General features: G+C 33.0%; 14 protein-coding genes, 5 pseudogenes and 1 riboswitch. Of the genes and pseudogenes, 14 read left to right on the plus strand and 5 right to left on the minus strand.

Going from position 1 to position 15607, the window contains the following annotated elements; genetic code table 11:
* Window positions 1-7 precede the first annotated feature (7 nt).
* The 6 genes from THYS13_RS11330 to THYS13_RS11355 all read left to right on the plus strand — a co-directional run bounded on the left by THYS13_RS11330 (window position 8) and on the right by THYS13_RS11355 (window position 5183).
* Entirely contained in the window at window positions 8-1240 is a 1233-nt protein-coding gene (locus tag THYS13_RS11330; RefSeq protein WP_042834615.1) for an argininosuccinate synthase, read from the plus strand.
* A complete protein-coding gene (gene argH, locus THYS13_RS11335) occupies window positions 1221-2540 on the plus strand; it encodes an argininosuccinate lyase (protein ID WP_042834616.1) in 1320 nt (439 codons plus the stop codon). Before THYS13_RS11330 ends, argH begins: the two co-directional genes overlap by 20 nt.
* Window positions 2541-2560: 20 nt before the next feature.
* Window positions 2561-2950: a hypothetical protein gene (locus THYS13_RS11340; RefSeq protein ID WP_042834617.1), complete on the plus strand. Its 390-nt coding sequence runs from the start codon at window positions 2561-2563 to the stop codon at window positions 2948-2950.
* Between the two features lie 614 nt (window positions 2951-3564).
* The gene (locus tag THYS13_RS11345) at window positions 3565-3789 is read left to right on the plus strand and encodes a hypothetical protein (RefSeq protein WP_042834618.1); all 225 of its coding nucleotides are present in this window, start codon (window positions 3565-3567) and stop codon (window positions 3787-3789) included.
* Window positions 3779-4486, plus strand: a complete 708-nt coding sequence (locus THYS13_RS11350; protein ID WP_052210524.1) for a hypothetical protein — start codon at window positions 3779-3781, stop codon at window positions 4484-4486. The genes THYS13_RS11345 and THYS13_RS11350 overlap by 11 nt, the downstream gene beginning before the upstream one ends.
* Window positions 4487-4517: 31 nt before the next feature.
* Window positions 4518-5183 (plus strand): hypothetical protein, encoded by a 666-nt coding sequence (locus THYS13_RS11355; protein ID WP_235603364.1) that lies wholly within the window; start codon window positions 4518-4520, stop codon window positions 5181-5183.
* A gap of 78 nt (window positions 5184-5261) precedes the next feature.
* On the opposite strand, the gene THYS13_RS11360 is transcribed toward THYS13_RS11355, so the two are convergent.
* Window positions 5262-6827, minus strand: a complete 1566-nt coding sequence (locus THYS13_RS11360) for a ClC family H(+)/Cl(-) exchange transporter (protein WP_042834619.1) — start codon at window positions 6825-6827, stop codon at window positions 5262-5264.
* Window positions 6828-7072: 245 nt separating this feature from the next.
* Window positions 7073-7146, plus strand: a riboswitch (Fluoride riboswitch).
* Between the two features lie 69 nt (window positions 7147-7215).
* Here THYS13_RS11360 and THYS13_RS14970 point away from each other — a divergent pair.
* Both THYS13_RS14970 and THYS13_RS11370 read left to right on the plus strand, forming a co-directional pair.
* Window positions 7216-8744: pseudogene (locus tag THYS13_RS14970) on the plus strand (DNA mismatch repair protein MutS).
* Window positions 8741-10234 carry a DNA mismatch repair protein MutS gene (locus THYS13_RS11370; RefSeq protein ID WP_042834620.1) on the plus strand — a complete coding sequence of 498 codons (1494 nt, stop codon included), beginning with the start codon at window positions 8741-8743 and terminating at the stop codon, window positions 10232-10234. Before THYS13_RS14970 ends, THYS13_RS11370 begins: the two are co-directional and overlap by 4 nt.
* 73 nt (window positions 10235-10307) lie before the next feature.
* Here THYS13_RS11370 and THYS13_RS11375 read toward each other — a convergent pair whose 3' ends face one another.
* Window positions 10308-10706, minus strand: coding sequence for a PIN domain nuclease (locus THYS13_RS11375; RefSeq protein ID WP_042834621.1), 399 nt, complete (start codon window positions 10704-10706; stop codon window positions 10308-10310).
* The gene (locus THYS13_RS11380) at window positions 10703-10903 is read right to left on the minus strand and encodes a type II toxin-antitoxin system VapB family antitoxin (RefSeq protein ID WP_006569717.1); all 201 of its coding nucleotides are present in this window, start codon (window positions 10901-10903) and stop codon (window positions 10703-10705) included. Before THYS13_RS11380 ends, THYS13_RS11375 begins: the two co-directional genes overlap by 4 nt.
* Window positions 10904-11299: 396 nt before the next feature.
* Here THYS13_RS11380 and gpmA point away from each other — a divergent pair, with 396 nt between their 5' ends.
* The gene (gpmA, locus tag THYS13_RS11385) at window positions 11300-12055 is read left to right on the plus strand and encodes a 2,3-diphosphoglycerate-dependent phosphoglycerate mutase (protein ID WP_042834622.1); all 756 of its coding nucleotides are present in this window, start codon (window positions 11300-11302) and stop codon (window positions 12053-12055) included.
* A gap of 216 nt (window positions 12056-12271) precedes the next feature.
* On the opposite strand, the pseudogene THYS13_RS14975 reads toward gpmA, so the two are convergent.
* Window positions 12272-12361 (minus strand): annotated as a pseudogene (locus THYS13_RS14975) (DUF438 domain-containing protein); the annotation flags it as partial.
* A 211-nt stretch (window positions 12362-12572) separates the two neighbouring features.
* Here THYS13_RS14975 and cysK point away from each other — a divergent pair.
* The 3 genes and pseudogenes from cysK (at window position 12573) to hydE (ending at window position 14851) form a co-directional block, all read left to right on the plus strand.
* Complete coding sequence (cysK, locus tag THYS13_RS11390; protein ID WP_042834623.1) at window positions 12573-13508, plus strand: cysteine synthase A; 936 nt, start codon at window positions 12573-12575, stop codon at window positions 13506-13508.
* Window positions 13505-13670, plus strand: a pseudogene (locus tag THYS13_RS14980) (cysteine desulfurase NifS); the annotation flags it as partial. The gene cysK and the pseudogene THYS13_RS14980, both read left to right, overlap by 4 nt.
* 152 nt (window positions 13671-13822) lie before the next feature.
* Window positions 13823-14851 (plus strand): [FeFe] hydrogenase H-cluster radical SAM maturase HydE, encoded by a 1029-nt coding sequence (gene hydE / locus THYS13_RS11395; RefSeq protein ID WP_153039613.1) that lies wholly within the window; start codon window positions 13823-13825, stop codon window positions 14849-14851.
* Window positions 14852-14875: 24 nt separating this feature from the next.
* On the opposite strand, the pseudogene THYS13_RS14715 reads toward hydE, so the two are convergent.
* Window positions 14876-14988 (minus strand): annotated as a pseudogene (locus THYS13_RS14715) (MarR family transcriptional regulator); the annotation flags it as partial.
* A 134-nt stretch (window positions 14989-15122) separates the two neighbouring features.
* On the opposite strand from THYS13_RS14715, the gene THYS13_RS14335 reads away from it, so the two are divergent.
* Both THYS13_RS14335 and THYS13_RS11400 read left to right on the plus strand, forming a co-directional pair.
* Complete coding sequence (locus tag THYS13_RS14335) at window positions 15123-15275, plus strand: hypothetical protein (protein ID WP_161485941.1); 153 nt, start codon at window positions 15123-15125, stop codon at window positions 15273-15275.
* Window positions 15276-15290: 15 nt separating this feature from the next.
* Window positions 15291-15548 (plus strand): annotated as a pseudogene (locus THYS13_RS11400) (cation transporter); the annotation flags it as partial.
* Window positions 15549-15607 lie beyond the last annotated feature (59 nt).

Consider the following 15607-nt stretch of genomic DNA (forward strand, 5'->3'; position numbering starts at 1 on the left):
TTTAAAAATGTTAAAAGGCGAAAAAGTGGTACTTGCTTATTCAGGAGGACTTGATACATCAGTAATTATACCATGGCTTAAAGAAAACTATGAATGTGAGATAATAGCGGCTTGTATTGATGTAGGACAGGGAGAAGAAATTAAATATATAAAAGACAAGGCTTTAGCGAGTGGTGCCAGCAAAGTATATATTGAAGACGTAAAAGAAGAATTTGTAAAAGATTATATATTTCCTACTTTAAAGGCTGGTGCTGTTTATGAAGGGAAATACCTTTTAGGCACTTCTATGGCGAGGCCTTTAATTGCCAAAAAACTTGTGGAAATTGCTCACAAAGAGGGTGCAAAGGCAATAGCTCATGGTGCAACAGGAAAAGGCAATGACCAGGTGAGATTTGAGGTATCAATACATGCTCTTGACCCTTCAATAAAAATCATAGCCCCGTGGAGGATATGGGATTTAAAATCAAGGGAAGATGAAATAGACTATGCAAAAAAGAAGGGGATACCGATCCCTGTTACTAAAGAAAAAATATATAGTGTAGACAATAACTTGTGGCATGTAAGCCATGAAGGAGGAGACCTTGAAGACCCATGGAATGAGCCTAAAAGTGACCTTTACGATATAATCACTCCACCTGATAAAGCCCCAGATAAGCCAGAATATGTGCTTATAGAATTTGAAAAGGGCATACCTGTGAAAGTAAACGGCAAAGCCTTAGAACCTGTCAAATTAATAGAAGAATTAAACGTAATTGCAGGAAAAAACGGCGTAGGGATAGCCGATCTTGTGGAAAATAGACTTGTAGGAATGAAGTCTCGCGGTGTTTATGAAACTCCTGCAGGGACATTGCTTTACACTGCTCATAAAGAACTTGAATATCTTGTGCTTGATAAGGAAACAATGAGGTTTAAGGATTTGGTTTCACAGAAATATGCAGACCTTGTTTACAACGGTTTGTGGTTTTCACCACTTAAAGTCGCGCTAGACGCTTTTGTAGAGGAAACGCAAAAAAATGTAACAGGTGTTGTAAGACTAAAGCTTTATAAAGGAAATGTCATAAACGCAGGAGTAAAATCTCCTTATTCTCTTTACAATGAAGAATTTGTGACTTTTGGTAAAGATGAAGTTTACAACCAAAAAGACGCAGAGGGATTTATAAACCTCTTTGGGCTTTCTTTAAAAATTAAGGCGTTGATGGAAATGGGAAGGAAGGATATGGATGAAGCTGTGGGGAGGTAGGTTTAAAAGCGAGACGGACAAACTACTGGAGGAGTTTAATTCCTCCATTTCTTTTGATATTAGGCTTTTAAAGCATGACATATTAGGATCAATTGCCCATGCAAAAGGACTTTATAAAGCTGGAGTGCTGACAGAAGATGAACTCAATTTAATAGAAAAAGGGTTAAAGGAAATTCTTGATGAAACCAATGTTGGAGAGATACAAAATGATGAAGATGTTCATTCTTATGTTGAAAGGCTTTTAACTGAGAAAATAGGCGATACAGGGCGCAAACTTCACACAGGAAGAAGCAGAAATGACCAAGTTGCGACAGATGAAAGGCTTTATTTAAGAGATGAGATAGACAAAATAAAAGAGGATTTAATAAAACTTATAGATACCTTAAATGAAATGGCTGGAACTTATAAAGAAGCGATTATGCCGGGATATACGCATCTGCAAAGGGCACAGCCTGTGACTTTTGGACATCATCTTCTTGCCTATGTTGAAATGTTTAAAAGAGATTTATCAAGGCTTGAGGATATGGTGAAAAGAGTCAACGTAATGCCTTTGGGCTCTGGTGCACTTGCGGGTACCACCTTCGATATCGATAGAAAATACGTGGCATCTCTTTTAGGGTTCGATGATATAACTTTAAACAGCATGGATGGTGTAAGCGATAGAGACTTTGTAATAGAATTTTTAAGCTTTGCCTCTATAACAATGATGCATTTAAGTAGGTTCTCAGAAGAATTAATTTTGTGGTCGACCAAAGAATTTGATTTTATTGAGATGGATGATAGATTTTCAACAGGAAGCAGTATGATGCCACAAAAGAAAAATCCCGATGCAGCAGAACTTATAAGGGGCAAAACCGGCAGGGTTTACGGCGATTTGATTACAATACTTACTGTGATGAAAGGACTTCCTCTTGCATATAACAAAGACATGCAGGAGGATAAAGAGGCTTTGTTTGACGGAATAGACACTTTAAAAATGTCTTTGAAAGTATTTACTGAGATGATAAAGACAATTAAAGTAAAGACTGACAACATGGAAAAGGCCGCAAAATATGGTTACATGAATGCTACAGATTTTGCAGACTATCTTGTAGAAAAAGGTATTCCCTTCAGAATTGCTCATGAAATTGCAGGCAAAGTAGTTTTATATGCAATAGAACGAAATTTAGCAATTGAAGATTTATCACTTGAAGAACTTAAAAAATTCAGCGATGTGATAGATAAAGATGTATATGAGGCGATAGATCTTAAAAACACATTAAAAAAGAAAAAGACAATAGGTTCACCGAATATATTGTAAAAAGCCTATGCGGAAGACTTGTGCATAGGCTTTTTACTGTATATTCAATAAAGTTTGATTTTCTATTCATATTTTTTTACACTGATTTTGGAACTAAGAATCTCAATATATATGGATCTGACAGTATTTTACCTGAAGAATATGTAGAGGAAGTGTTGTATAATGGAGTTAGGTACACTATTCATCATATAAAGAATAGTAAAGAAATTAGTTCAATATCAACTGTTGTTAAAAAAGATAACGAGGAATATTATGTAGATATAATTAAAGGATTTGTGCAGGAAGTGGAGTTTGAAGGTAAAAAAGTAGAAGGTATGCGATACAACTGGTTCTCTAAAGACAAAAGCTTGAAGTTTGTTGAAAATATTAATACTGGGTTATTGGTTGATAGAATATTTTGGCAAAAATAAATAAGCACAAACTCTCCTTCTGGCTATTTCCCTTTGGTATTAATTTATGCGTTCCCCTCTTTATGCCAACAAGTAAGCAATTTTGGGACAAGCTAATATCCTTAATTTTTTGCCATCTAAACTTGAGCTTACACAGATGCTTTAATTTACGGCATACTGGCGGTGAGTTTTCTAAATGGCATATCCCTTCCTTTAATGTTTAAATTTGGACATGGTTTTTCTGGAATTATGTACATTATTTTGATTTTTGGATTTTCTTATGGCATATCTTATGTTATAAGACTTTGCTTGGCTTTCTTTACTTCTTGTATGATTTCCAATCTTACACCTCCTATTTTGCGATGAGATGAGTCATCCAGATGACCTTCTCACTTTATAGATGATTGTGGAAAGAGTTTGGTTTTCGGATAAGATTATATCTTGTTGGATAAGTGGTTGTTTTTAGAAGGATACAAGTATACCTATGTACTTTATACTAAGGATACTAGGGAAGGAACAATTTACTCTGTAACCATTTTGTAACCAAAACTTAATAATTTTTTAATAAATTTTAACATTTAAAAAGTTATAATGAAATAAAAGAGGAAGATAGTATTGAAAGGAGATGAAAAGCATTGAAAAAAGTTCTTATAGTTTTATGGTTATTAATCATTTCCATTGCATTTTCTTCTTGTGGCATAAAGGCAAATACCAAAGTAAATGATGAGATAGATATAGATATAAACAAAGTTGTTTCACTTAAAGAAAAACAATTTCCTGTTGGTTTTGACCCTTATAAAAAGAAGGTATTGCTTGCGATATGGTTGAAGCATCAGATAATATGGGAATGTGGGAGATGACTGGAGAATATACATTAAAGATTTAAATACCCAAGATGTGAAAATGATTGCAAAAAGTAAATTTGGTGAAGATGATGTTTTAAATAATCAGTTTAGTGTTGAACCACATTTATCCAACAACGGAAAGCTTGTATGGTCAACTTATGAATCAGATGGAGATAATAAGTCAAGTTCAATATTTTTATATGATTTAAAAGAGAACAAACAGAAAATAATACAAACTTTAAAAGGGAATGATAATTATCATTTTAGTGGTCCTCACATATATGGAAATTATATAGTTTGGGATGAGTCAAAAATATCTGGACAAGAAGATATTGGCGGAGTGTATTTGTATAGTATTGCAGAAAATAAAACTTTAAAATTATCTGATCAAGGTGCTTTTTCAAATATATGGGGAGACAATGTTGTGTGGGTAGAAAAAAATAAGAAAGCCATACTTTACAATATTAAAAGTAAAAAAAAGATAGAAATTCCAACATATAGTAGTGAAGTGTGGGCTGTCTCCTTAAATAAAGACTATGTTACATGGTATAGTAATAACAGCAGCATGAAAGTTTATAATATTTTGAAAAATAACACTCAACTTATAAATATTCCAATTATAAGCGGACCAACAATTTACTATGACATTCTAACCTGGGTACAAAGTGAAGATGGTAAAGCGATACCTCAATTTTTATTGCTTTATAGATGAGTTTATTTTTAATAATAAGGGGGAAGACGATGTGAGAGTGAGAAATTTAATATTTGTCATTTTGGTCATCTTTTTAATCTTCCCTTTAATTTATATCATTGTTGAGATAAAAGGACCTGATAGAACAGATAGCAAAGAGGCGAATTCACTAAATCCCGAACAACAGAGAAATATTCAAGAGGACCAGGAAAAACTCTTAAAGTTCTTGTATGATAATAAAAAGCGAATACTGGGAAATAAAAAGAAATTTCTAATGGACATAGAATCAGTTCTTCCTGTAATTGAGGAAAAAGATATAAATAACTCTACGATGGAAACTGATTTGGATACCGCAAAATCGGAAAGACATAAGCACTATCAAATAATTAAAAAAGTTTTGAGGGAAGCCGATTATTACCATCTGACTGGGAAAATCAGGGATAACACGGTATACTCTTATTTGAGCGATAGAGTAAAAAAGGCCCTTTATAGCGATTATAAAGAAGAAGAGTATACCTATTATTACAAAGTGGAACCTGCTAATCCCGATGAAACTGTTCTCAGAGATAGAAAAGGATACTTTTACTATGTGCATGTTTTTACAGATTCTTACGAGGTCAACCCGGCGGACCCCTATGGAGATATTAAAAAATTGGTAATGCTTGTAGAGAAAATAAAAGGTAAATGGGTGATTACAGAGCTTCTGTACAATAATTAACAGAGTACAAAGGGGAGAGTTCTTCTTGTTTGAAAAATCAAACTATAAGAACTCTCCCCGTGTCTATTTAAGATTTGTTTACCTCTGTGTCATATTCAATAAAATTTCTCTAATTTCTGTAGCTTTATCTTCATCTGCAAGGACTACTAGATAATCGCCGGCTAGAATTTTCGTATTTCCCTTTGGTATTAATTCATGCGTTCCCCTCTTTATGCCAACAAGTAAGCAATTTTGGGGCAAGCTAATATCCTTTAATTTTTTGCCGTCTAAACTTGAGCCTACACAGACAGGCATTTCGAAAATCGTCTTTCTTTTTTTATTGGCAGTTATAGATTTTTGTTCTTTCTTTATCGGCAGACGTTCTAACAAAGATTCATAAATCGGCATATTTGAGAACAAATCTGATGAAAGATATGCCGCTATAGAAACAGTGCTTAGGGCTAACAAATGACTAAATGAACCGGTCATTTCAGTTACAAGCAAACTACCTGTTATCGGTGCCCTAACTATAGCAGCAAAATATCCTGCCATAGCAAATACAATAAAATTTTTGATATAAATAGGGTTTATGTGCATTATGTTAATTATGACAGTTCCATATATGTTGCCAATCAGTGAACCTATTATAAGGAGGGGCATAAAAATACCTCCTGGTACACCTGAGCCATAGCTTACCATCGTAAATAAAAATTTAACAATTAATAGCAAAATTAGAAATTTTAAACTAAAACTATTATTGCTTAATGTATCGACAAGACCCTCACCGCCCCCAAGTGCCATAGGTACCCATAGTCCAACTGCAACGGATATAATAAGAGGTATTATTGGCTTCATATGTGATTTTATTTTTAACATGTTGTATATATCTTGAGTCTTTAAAAGGGTTTTATTAAATACGATTCCACATAATCCAACGATAATTCCAAGTAAAATAAGATAAAGATAATTATTAAGCGGCATTACTGCTAGATTTTTCAGATTAAAAATAGGTTTGATTCCTAATAGTTCACCAGCTACAAAAGTTGATGTAAGTGATGAAACCATACTAGATACAAGTACCAATGGTGAGAAATTTTTATGCAGTTCTTCAAGAGCAAAAATAACTCCTGCAAGTGGTGCATTAAAAGCTGCTGCAAGCCCTGCACTAGCTCCGCATGTAAGAAGGTATTTTTCTTCAACTCTAAATCTACCAAACAACCTACTTATTCCTTGCCCGATTGAAGAACCAATTTGCACACATGGACCTTCGCGTCCTAAAGAAAGTCCTGCACCTATCGCTAAAATAGTACCTATGAGCTTTAGCAATAAAACTCGTAACCAATTAACTTTTATATAACCGATAATCATGCCTTCAACTTGAGGTATACCGCTACCGCTTATCATAGGTTCTTTTTTCACTATTATACCCAATAGTAAGCCTATTAGAGAAAGGAAAATTATCCAGCCAATTAACGGGTAAGGATTTGTATGAAGAATTTTGTATACACTTATTACAAGAATATTTGTTTTTTCAAGAATATATCTTAAAATAGCAATAATCATTCCAACAAAAAAACCTGTTATAATGCCTTCAACTATAATACGCTTGCGAAATTCTTCCCAATGTATTAAAGTATTGAATGTTATACTTTTACCTTTATTCAATAAAATCCCTCCCAAAACATAAAATGAATGAATATTTATTTTTCTCATATTATCATTATACTACGAAATAATGATATCAAGTATTTTATATTGTTGAGTTTACATATAGAATAATAAGAAGTATTACAAAATCTGGATATAAAACAATATAAAAATCTTTTTATTTTAAACAAATAAACATAAACATTATGCTTTGTAGCAAATTTCCATATAATTCTTGCAGGCTTCATAAAAAAGTGATATAATATTTAAAAAGGGATGAAGCCCCCTTTTGGAAAATCCGAACTGCTGATAAACAGCTGATGGCTTCTACGGTAAAAACGTAGGGGTTGTCAGCTTTTTTATATTAGTGCATTTGCCTACAACTTTGAAAGAGAGGTGCTTTCTTATGCCTTTTCATAGCATATTATTTCAAAAAAACGAAGATGGGGTAAAAAAAGAAACATTTGAAGCACCTGATTTTTTTGTTGACTTAAATCTTGATCAAATTGTAGATGTCATAACAAGAGGCAAAGAAGAATATAATTTAAAACCGTTTTTTTACACTCATTTAAACGATATTGATACTATCAAGTATCGCCATGAAATAATGCAAGACCTTGAAAATGAAGTTTTGCTTGAGGATATAAAATCATTTGCGGAAAAAATGCAAGAAATGCGCAAACACCTTGCTCAAGCAGACAAACTTTACTACAAATACCAGAAAGACAGATGGCTTTTGGATGCTGTAGAAATCTACTGCGATGCAATTACTGATTTAGTAGAAGACTTGTCTTCTGTAGAGTTAAAATCTCGTGGTTTTTTAGCATTTCGTCAATATTTGATGGATTATATCAATTCTGACCGTTTTCAGCTGCTACTGAGTGAAACGAAAAAACTTAAAGCTGATTTGTCTACAGTGAAATATTGCTTGTTAATAAAAGGTAACCGTGTGACAGTTCGTAAATATGAATCTGAAATTGATTACAGTACAGAAGTAGAAAAAACGTTTGAAAAATTCAAACAGGAAGCAGCAAAGGATTATAAAATCAAATTTTCTGATTGGCCAGATATGAACCATGTCGAAGCAAAAATATTGGATTTAGTAGCTCAGTTATATCCTGATATATTTTCTAATCTTGATAATTATTGTATGAAAAATAGTGATTATTTAGATGAGACAATAGCTACTTTTGATAGGGAAGTACAATTTTATATTGCTTATTTGGAATATATGGCACTATTCAAGCGCACTGGACTAAAATTTTGTTATCCACAAATAAATGTAAGGAAGTTTATAATTACGAAGGATTTGATTTAGCTCTGGCTTATAAACTCATCAACGAAAATTCGGTCGTTGTTTGTAATGATTTTTATTTAAAAGGTAAAGAGCGTATATTTGTAATTACCGGTCCGAACCAGGGAGGCAAAACAACATTTGCACGCACTTTTGGACAATTGCATTATTTGGCCAGTATAGGCTGCCCTGTTCCCGGAAGGGAAGCTCAACTCTTTCTTTTTGATAAACTATTTACACATTTTGAAAAGGAAGAAAATATTAAAGATCTTCGTGGAAAACTGGAAGATGAATTGTTTAGAATTTACAATATTCTTGCCCAGGCCACATCAAACAGTATTATAATAATGAATGAAATTTTCACATCTACCACAGCAAAAGACGCATTATTTTTAAGTAAGAAGATAATGGGAAAAATAATACAATTAGATGTGCTGTGCGTTTGGGTAACATTTATAGATGAATTAGCATTCTTAAGCGAAAAGATTGTAAGTATGGTCAGTACGATAGTTCCTGAGAATCCGGCACTGCGCACATATAAAATTGTTAGAAGACCGCCTGATGGGCTTTCATACGCTATATCAATTGCTGAAAAATACAGGCTAACGTATAACTGCTTAAAGGAGAGGATGAAATTATGAAAGTTTTACTTATGTATAGAGATCATGATTTTGACCTGGAACAAAAATTGTCCGCGGACGAAGAAGCATTGATACAAGATTTGGAATTAAACACTTTGTTCAATGCTATGTCCCGTGGTGATAATTTTTTATTTGAAGTGGCAAAAAAATATGTTTTATCCAGTGTGTATAGTAATCTGGATACAATATTATATCGCCAAGATGTTTTGAAGGATTCTCTAAAAAATTCTTCTATTGTTAGGAATATCTATGATATAGCGGTAGAAGCAATTGAAAACGAGAAAAAGTATTATTTTAGCATTTTCACCAGGTACCCTGCAGCTATACTTCATAGTTCAATGGATGTATTGCATATGTTTATTGGAATGCTGAAAAAACTAAAGAGTATTGCTGACCAACATGCCGATAAATTCGAATCAGAGGGTTTTAAAAGGTTTTTTGCAATGCTCAAAAAAGAACTTAATGATGAATATTTTGAAAATGTCCAAAATCATTTAAAAGAACTGGAATTTCGCGATGGAATTTTGATCAGTGCTGAGTTGGGTAAAGGCAACAAAGGTGTCAATTATATTCTTCGCAAACGGGAGGATAAAAAACAAAGTCTAATAGACAGGATTTTTTTAAAAAGACCGGATGCTTATACTTTTTATATAAGTGAGCGCGATGAAAGCGGTGCAAGAGCTTTATCTGACTTAAAAGACAGAGGAATCAACCTTGTGGCAAATGCCATTGCTCAGTCTGCTGATCATATTCTCAGTTTTTTTAACATATTGCGGACTGAATTGGCTTTTTACATTGGCTGTTTGAATTTATATGAGCAACTTGCCCAAATTGGAGAGCCGGTGTCTTTCCCTATTCCGGTAGTATCCAGTGAACGCAGGCATTCTTTTAAAGGATTATATGATGCTTGTTTGGCTTTGACAATGAAACAAAAAGTCGTCGGCAACGATTTAAATGCTGATAATAAAGACCTAGCAATAATTACAGGTGCTAACCAAGGGGGTAAATCTACCTTTTTGCGAAGCATAGGTTTGGCCCAGTTGATGATGCAATGTGGTATGTTTGTGCCAGCCGAATATTTTTCTGCCAACATATGTGATGGGATTTTCACCCACTATAAACGAAAAGAAGATGCTACCATGAAAAGTGGAAAGCTTGATGAAGAGCTTAGCAGGATGAGTGATATAGTAGACAATATAAAGCCAAATTCCATGGTACTATTTAATGAATCATTTGCCGCGACAAATGAAAGAGAAGGTTCGGAAATTGCAAGGCAAATAATTACTGCATTGATTGAAAAACGCATTAAAATCTTTTTTGTGACACATTTGTTTGAATTTGCCTATAGTTTTTATAATAAAAAACTGGAGAATGTCATTTTTTTGCGAGCTGAAAGAAGAGAGGACGGTAAGCGTACTTTTAAAATAGTCGAAGGCGAACCATTACAAACAAGTTATGGTGAAGATTTGTATAAAAAGATTTTTGGATAAGGCTATTAAATTTATTTAGGAACAAATTGTTAAGAAACCTTTTTCTGAGTAATTTAAAGCCTTTTGAATAGTTTTAATACTCTTTTAATCTTTCATCAACTTGTGCAATTAAAGAAAAATCTTTATCATCATGTAACAGGTATAAATTGTTTTCAATGGCTGTTTCTGCTATGAGTAAATCTATAGTGCTGCGAATGGTGATTCCTTTTTTCTTACACTTGAAATACAATTTTGCAGCATTTTCATAAGATTTGATACCATATTTTAGGTCATAGAATTTTTGCGTACTTAAATATTCTTTAATTAAATTAAATTCATTTTCAGTTTTTGTTCCTTGTAATAGTTCCTGATAGATAAAATTGTTTATTCCAAAAGGGATATTATTCTGTATTATTTCTTCAAATTTTTTTACTTTTTTATTTTCTATGCCTTTCAGAAAAGATATTAAAACAGATGTATCTACCAAAATCATTTGCTTTCCCTCATTTTTTTGTAATCATAATTTTCATCAAACTGTATTTTTCCTTTTATCTCCATTAAATTTTTTCTTCTGCGATTTTCTACAAATTCTTTTAAAGCCAAATTGACAACTTCTTTTTTAGTTTTTAATCCTGAGATTTTTAACGCTTCTTTGATGAGATTTTCATCTATGACTATATTTGTTCTCATCACATACACCTCCTAATGTGTATTGTAATACACTTAATCTTTTAAGTCAAGGGAGAATTGGATTTTTGTCCGTGTAAAATTATTATGGTTGCTCTTTATGTAAATGCAGTTCAGAAAGCACGAAAAATAAAACCCGAAATTCCTTTATATGGACGGCATTGTCAAAGTAAAATAATCTGGCAATACATATTATTTTGCCAAAAATTTGCGTAAATAGATAGTATTTTATAAAGATAGATTTTCGGATGCGCATAAATTTTAAATAAGAATAATTATCAATACTATTGTATTTAAGTTTTAAGTGAGATATAATTAAGAAAACAGGATAGAATATGAAAAGACAGAAAATCTTTGTATAAATTTTTGATATATAATATGTGAAAGGTGGGAAAAAGTATGCATAAGGTTGTTTTACTGCGACATGGAGAAAGCCTGTGGAATATGGAAAATAGATTTACTGGCTGGACGGATGTGGATCTGTCGCCAAGAGGGCTTGAAGAGGCGAGAGAAAGTGGCAAGACTTTAAAGGCAGAAGGATACACTTTTGACTGTGCTTTTACTTCTGTACTTAAAAGGGCTATAAGGACTTTGTGGATTGTCCTTGACGAATTGGATTTGATGTGGATACCGGTTTATAAATCATGGAGGCTTAATGAAAGGCATTATGGAGCATTACAAGGGCTTAACAAAGCCGAAACTGCTCAAAAATATGGTGAAGAACAGGTGAAAATATGGAGAAGGTCTGCTGATGTAAGGCCTCCCGCATTGACAAAAGATGACCCAAGATACCCCGGCTTTGACCCCAGATATGCTGACCTTTCTGAATATGAAATTCCCCTCACGGAAAACTTGATTGATACAATTAACAGAGTCATTCCTTATTGGGAATCTACAATTGCGCCGACGATAAAATCCGGTAAAAAAGTCCTCATAGTTGCTCATGGAAATAGTTTAAGAGGGCTTATAAAATATCTTGACAATCTTTCAAATGAAGAGATAATGGAACTTAATATTCCTACAGGAATTCCCTTAGTTTATGAGCTTGATGATGATTTAAAGCCTATAAGGCATTATTATCTTGCAGATGAAGAGAAAATAAAAGAAAAAAAGAAATTAGTAGAAAACCAAGGGAAAATTCAAGGAAATTCTTAAAATACTGGTTTGTCTTATTTTTACTTGGCAGCAATAAACGATGTGATTTTGTTTAAATTTAGGCGTTTTTTAAAGCAATGACTCTGCTTATATAAGTTTAACAAAATTGCGAAAATACGGTATGGGGGTATGCTTTTTGATAAGGTATATCCCCATGATTTTTTAAAAAGAATATAAGATAAGGTTTTCGTTGTTAAAACTATAGACACAAAGCTCTTCCGCAACGCTTTTACCACTATGGAGTTCTTTTATAACTTCTTTTAAAAGTTCCCTCCTGTATTCTCTATTATTAATAAGTTCACTCATGGGAAATACCTCCTTTTCTCTAACATACCTGATTATATTTTACCCTGTATTGAAAATTTTACTGTAACGTATATCACAAATTTAAATAATTTTTATGAATTTTTATAAAAAGTTGTTAAACTATTGACAATCCACTGAGATTGTGATATCTTAAAATAAAATCATAGTATTCATATCTAAATACTATGAATTAAAAGGAGGCAAAAAAATTATGTCGGGAAGAGAAAATAAAATTTATGAGGATATAACTCAGCTTATAGGGAATACACCTATGATTAGGTTGAATAAAGTTGTTCCTGAAAATTCAGCGGAGGTCATAGTAAAATTAGAGTCTTTTAACCCGGGTGGAAGTGTTAAGGACAGAATTGCATTAAATATGATAAAAAGAGCTGAGGAAGAAGGAAGATTAAAACCTGGTGGGACAATTGTTGAACCTACCAGTGGAAATACAGGTATTGGTCTTGCGATGGTTAGTGCTGTAAAAGGGTATAAGTTGATTCTTGTAATGCCTGATACGATGAGTATAGAACGACGAAATTTACTTTTGTCATATGGAGCAGAGCTTGTTTTAACACCCGGTGCAGAGGGCATGAAAGGAGCCATAAAAAAGGCACAAGAAATTTTGGAATTAAATCCTGATTATATAATGTTAGATCAGTTTAAAAATCCTGCGAATCCAGAAATACATGAACTTACAACGGTAAAAGAAATATTAAAAGGTACAAATGGAATAGTAGATGCATTTGTAGCAGGTGTAGGCACAGGGGGAACAATATCCGGAGTAGGGAAAGTTTTAAAGCAATATAACAAAGATATAAAAATTTTTGCAGTAGAACCAGATGAATCTCCTGTATTGTCAGGCGGCAAACCTGGACCTCATAAGATACAAGGAATAGGAGCTGGATTTATTCCTGACACATTAAATCTTGACGTTATCGATGAAATTATAAAGGTAAAAGAGAGAGATGCTTTTGAAATGTCAATGAAACTTGCAAAACAAGAAGGAATTCTTTGTGGTATTTCTTCAGGCGCAAATGTTTTTGCGGCAGTTGAAGTTGCAAATCGCCTCGGGAAAGGAAAACGAGTTGTAACAGTACTACCTGATACTGGGGAAAGATATTTAAGTATGCACAAATTTTTTGAATAAAAAATGTAAAATATGAACAGAGACTAAATTATAGGGATGTTTTTGGCAATCCATCTTCACCGTATTCAAATGGTCAAGAGCGAAAAAAGCTATTGAAGAAGAGAGGGAAAAAGTTGCAAAAGCGCTAGGTATAAATGTCCATACGAAGTATATTTTACCAGTGAGAGGTGATAGAGCTTATCGCACGGTTATTTTTGAAAGAGATCCAGCAGCCAAAAGTGTATTAGAAGTTATATTATGCTATTTTGGCCTCCATAGAAATAAAATTGAAGAATTAGAAAGACTGGTAATGAACATTAGGGCAGGTGAATTTTGTGAGGAGTCTAATAGAAAAAGCTGAAAAAACGCATACACTTACGAAAGAAGAGATAGTTAGCATTTTAAAGGATGATAAATATAATGAAGAATTGTTTAAGGCTGCAGACAGGGTAAGAGAAAAATATGTTGAAAATGAGGTACATTTGCGTGGACTTATTGAATTCTCTAATATATGTAAACAAAATTGCCTGTATTGTGGATTGAGAAGAGATAATAAAAATATAGAACGTTACAGATTAACACCTGAACAGATAATTAATTTTGCAAAAAATGCACACAATTTAGGGTATAAAACTGTAGTATTACAGTCCGGTGAAGATGATTTTTTCAATGTTGAAAGAATGATTAAAATTATAAAATCCATAAAAGAATTTGACTTAGCAATAACACTTAGCATTGGTGAAAAGACCAGAGAAGAGTATGAGGCGTATAAAAAAGCTGGAGCAGATAGATATTTATTAAGAATAGAGACAACAGATGAAGAACTTTATAAAAAGCTTCATCCTGGAATGAGTCATAAGAATAGAAAAAGATGTCTCACAGATTTAAAAGAGCTGGGATATGAAGTTGGAACAGGATGTATTATAGGACTTCCTGAACAAACTATAGAATCAATTGCAGATGACATTTTATTTTTTAAAAAAATCGATGCTGATATGATAGGTGTTGGTCCGTTTATTCCCAATCCTGATACTCCTTTAAAAAATGAAAAAGGAGGTACCTTTGAACTCACCTTAAAAGTTGTGGCTATAATAAGACTTTTAATGCCCGATATTAATATACCTGCTACAACTGCTATGGAAACTCTTAATCCTAATGGAAGAATGATAGCGCTTCGTTGTGGAGCAAATGTCGTAATGCCAAATGTGACAGAGGGAGAATACAGAAAATTGTACGCATTATATCCGGGAAAAATTTGTGTTGCTGATACTCCTGCTCATTGCTTTAGTTGTATAACTGCGAGGATAAATAGTAGTGGAAGAGTAGTTTCAAAAAGTTTTGGTTATAGAAAAAAGAAAGTATAAAATCTGCACTCCCTTTTTTACAGATTATTTTGCAGAATAGTAACATCTTTTAGGAGACATTATTAAATCTTCTTTTTTCAATTCTTTAATAGCCTTTTCAACTTTTTTTTGTCAAGGTCTGATTTTTCCACAATATTCAGGGTTTCGTCTTAGCATGTTCTTTATATGACTTGCACGTATAGGGAAAGAAGTAGACAGATCTAGAATAAAAAAGTATGAAGGAATTTCAGGAAATGGCGTAAGAGCAAATATAGAAGGAAAAGAAGTCCTTGTGGGCAATGCTAAATTAATGAAGATGGGAAATGCAGAAAAACAACAGAGTAGTTGTGGGAATGACTGGAGGTGTGATAGCTCTGTAGCAGCATATCTATTTGGAATCTCCTTTTATTTGGAAGAATTTCCTATAAAAATACTGAGAGAATGAAGAGGAGATGAAAATATGGCCGAAAAAGCTAATTTAAAAATAACTGGGATGTCTTGTGCAGCTTGTGCAACCAAAATAGAAAAAGGGCTTAAAAGCTTAGATGGAGTTTTAGACGCAAATGTAAATCTTGCTGTTGAAAAAACAACAGTTATATATGATCCAGATAAAATTAATATATGCGATATGGAGAAAAAAATAGAAGATATAGGATATGGTGTAATAAAAGATAAAGTAGAGCTTGCACTTATGGGTATGTCATGCGCATCCTGCGCTGATTTAAAGTATAAGTTAAAATCATGTTATGCTAAGCTTTAGAACAAAGGAGTATGGGG

This window comes from Thermoanaerobacter sp. YS13 (assembly GCF_000806225.2).
GTDB lineage: Bacteria > Bacillota > Thermoanaerobacteria > Thermoanaerobacterales > Thermoanaerobacteraceae > Thermoanaerobacter > Thermoanaerobacter uzonensis.

What these genes read in the sequence shown, in the direction of transcription:
- cysK (WP_042834623.1), top strand. Translation starts at nt 12,573, where the DNA reads ATGTCGGGAAGAGAAAATAAAATTTATGAGGATATAACTCAGCTTATA.
- argH (WP_042834616.1), top strand. Translation starts at nt 1,221, where the DNA reads ATGAAGCTGTGGGGAGGTAGGTTTAAAAGCGAGACGGACAAACTACTG.
- THYS13_RS11380 (WP_006569717.1), bottom strand. Translation starts at nt 10,903, where the DNA reads ATGAGAACAAATATAGTCATAGATGAAAATCTCATCAAAGAAGCGTTA.
- gpmA (WP_042834622.1), top strand. Translation starts at nt 11,300, where the DNA reads ATGCATAAGGTTGTTTTACTGCGACATGGAGAAAGCCTGTGGAATATG.
- THYS13_RS11370 (WP_042834620.1), top strand. Translation starts at nt 8,741, where the DNA reads ATGAAAGTTTTACTTATGTATAGAGATCATGATTTTGACCTGGAACAA.
- THYS13_RS11375 (WP_042834621.1), bottom strand. Translation starts at nt 10,706, where the DNA reads ATGATTTTGGTAGATACATCTGTTTTAATATCTTTTCTGAAAGGCATA.
- THYS13_RS11330 (WP_042834615.1), top strand. Translation starts at nt 8, where the DNA reads ATGTTAAAAGGCGAAAAAGTGGTACTTGCTTATTCAGGAGGACTTGAT.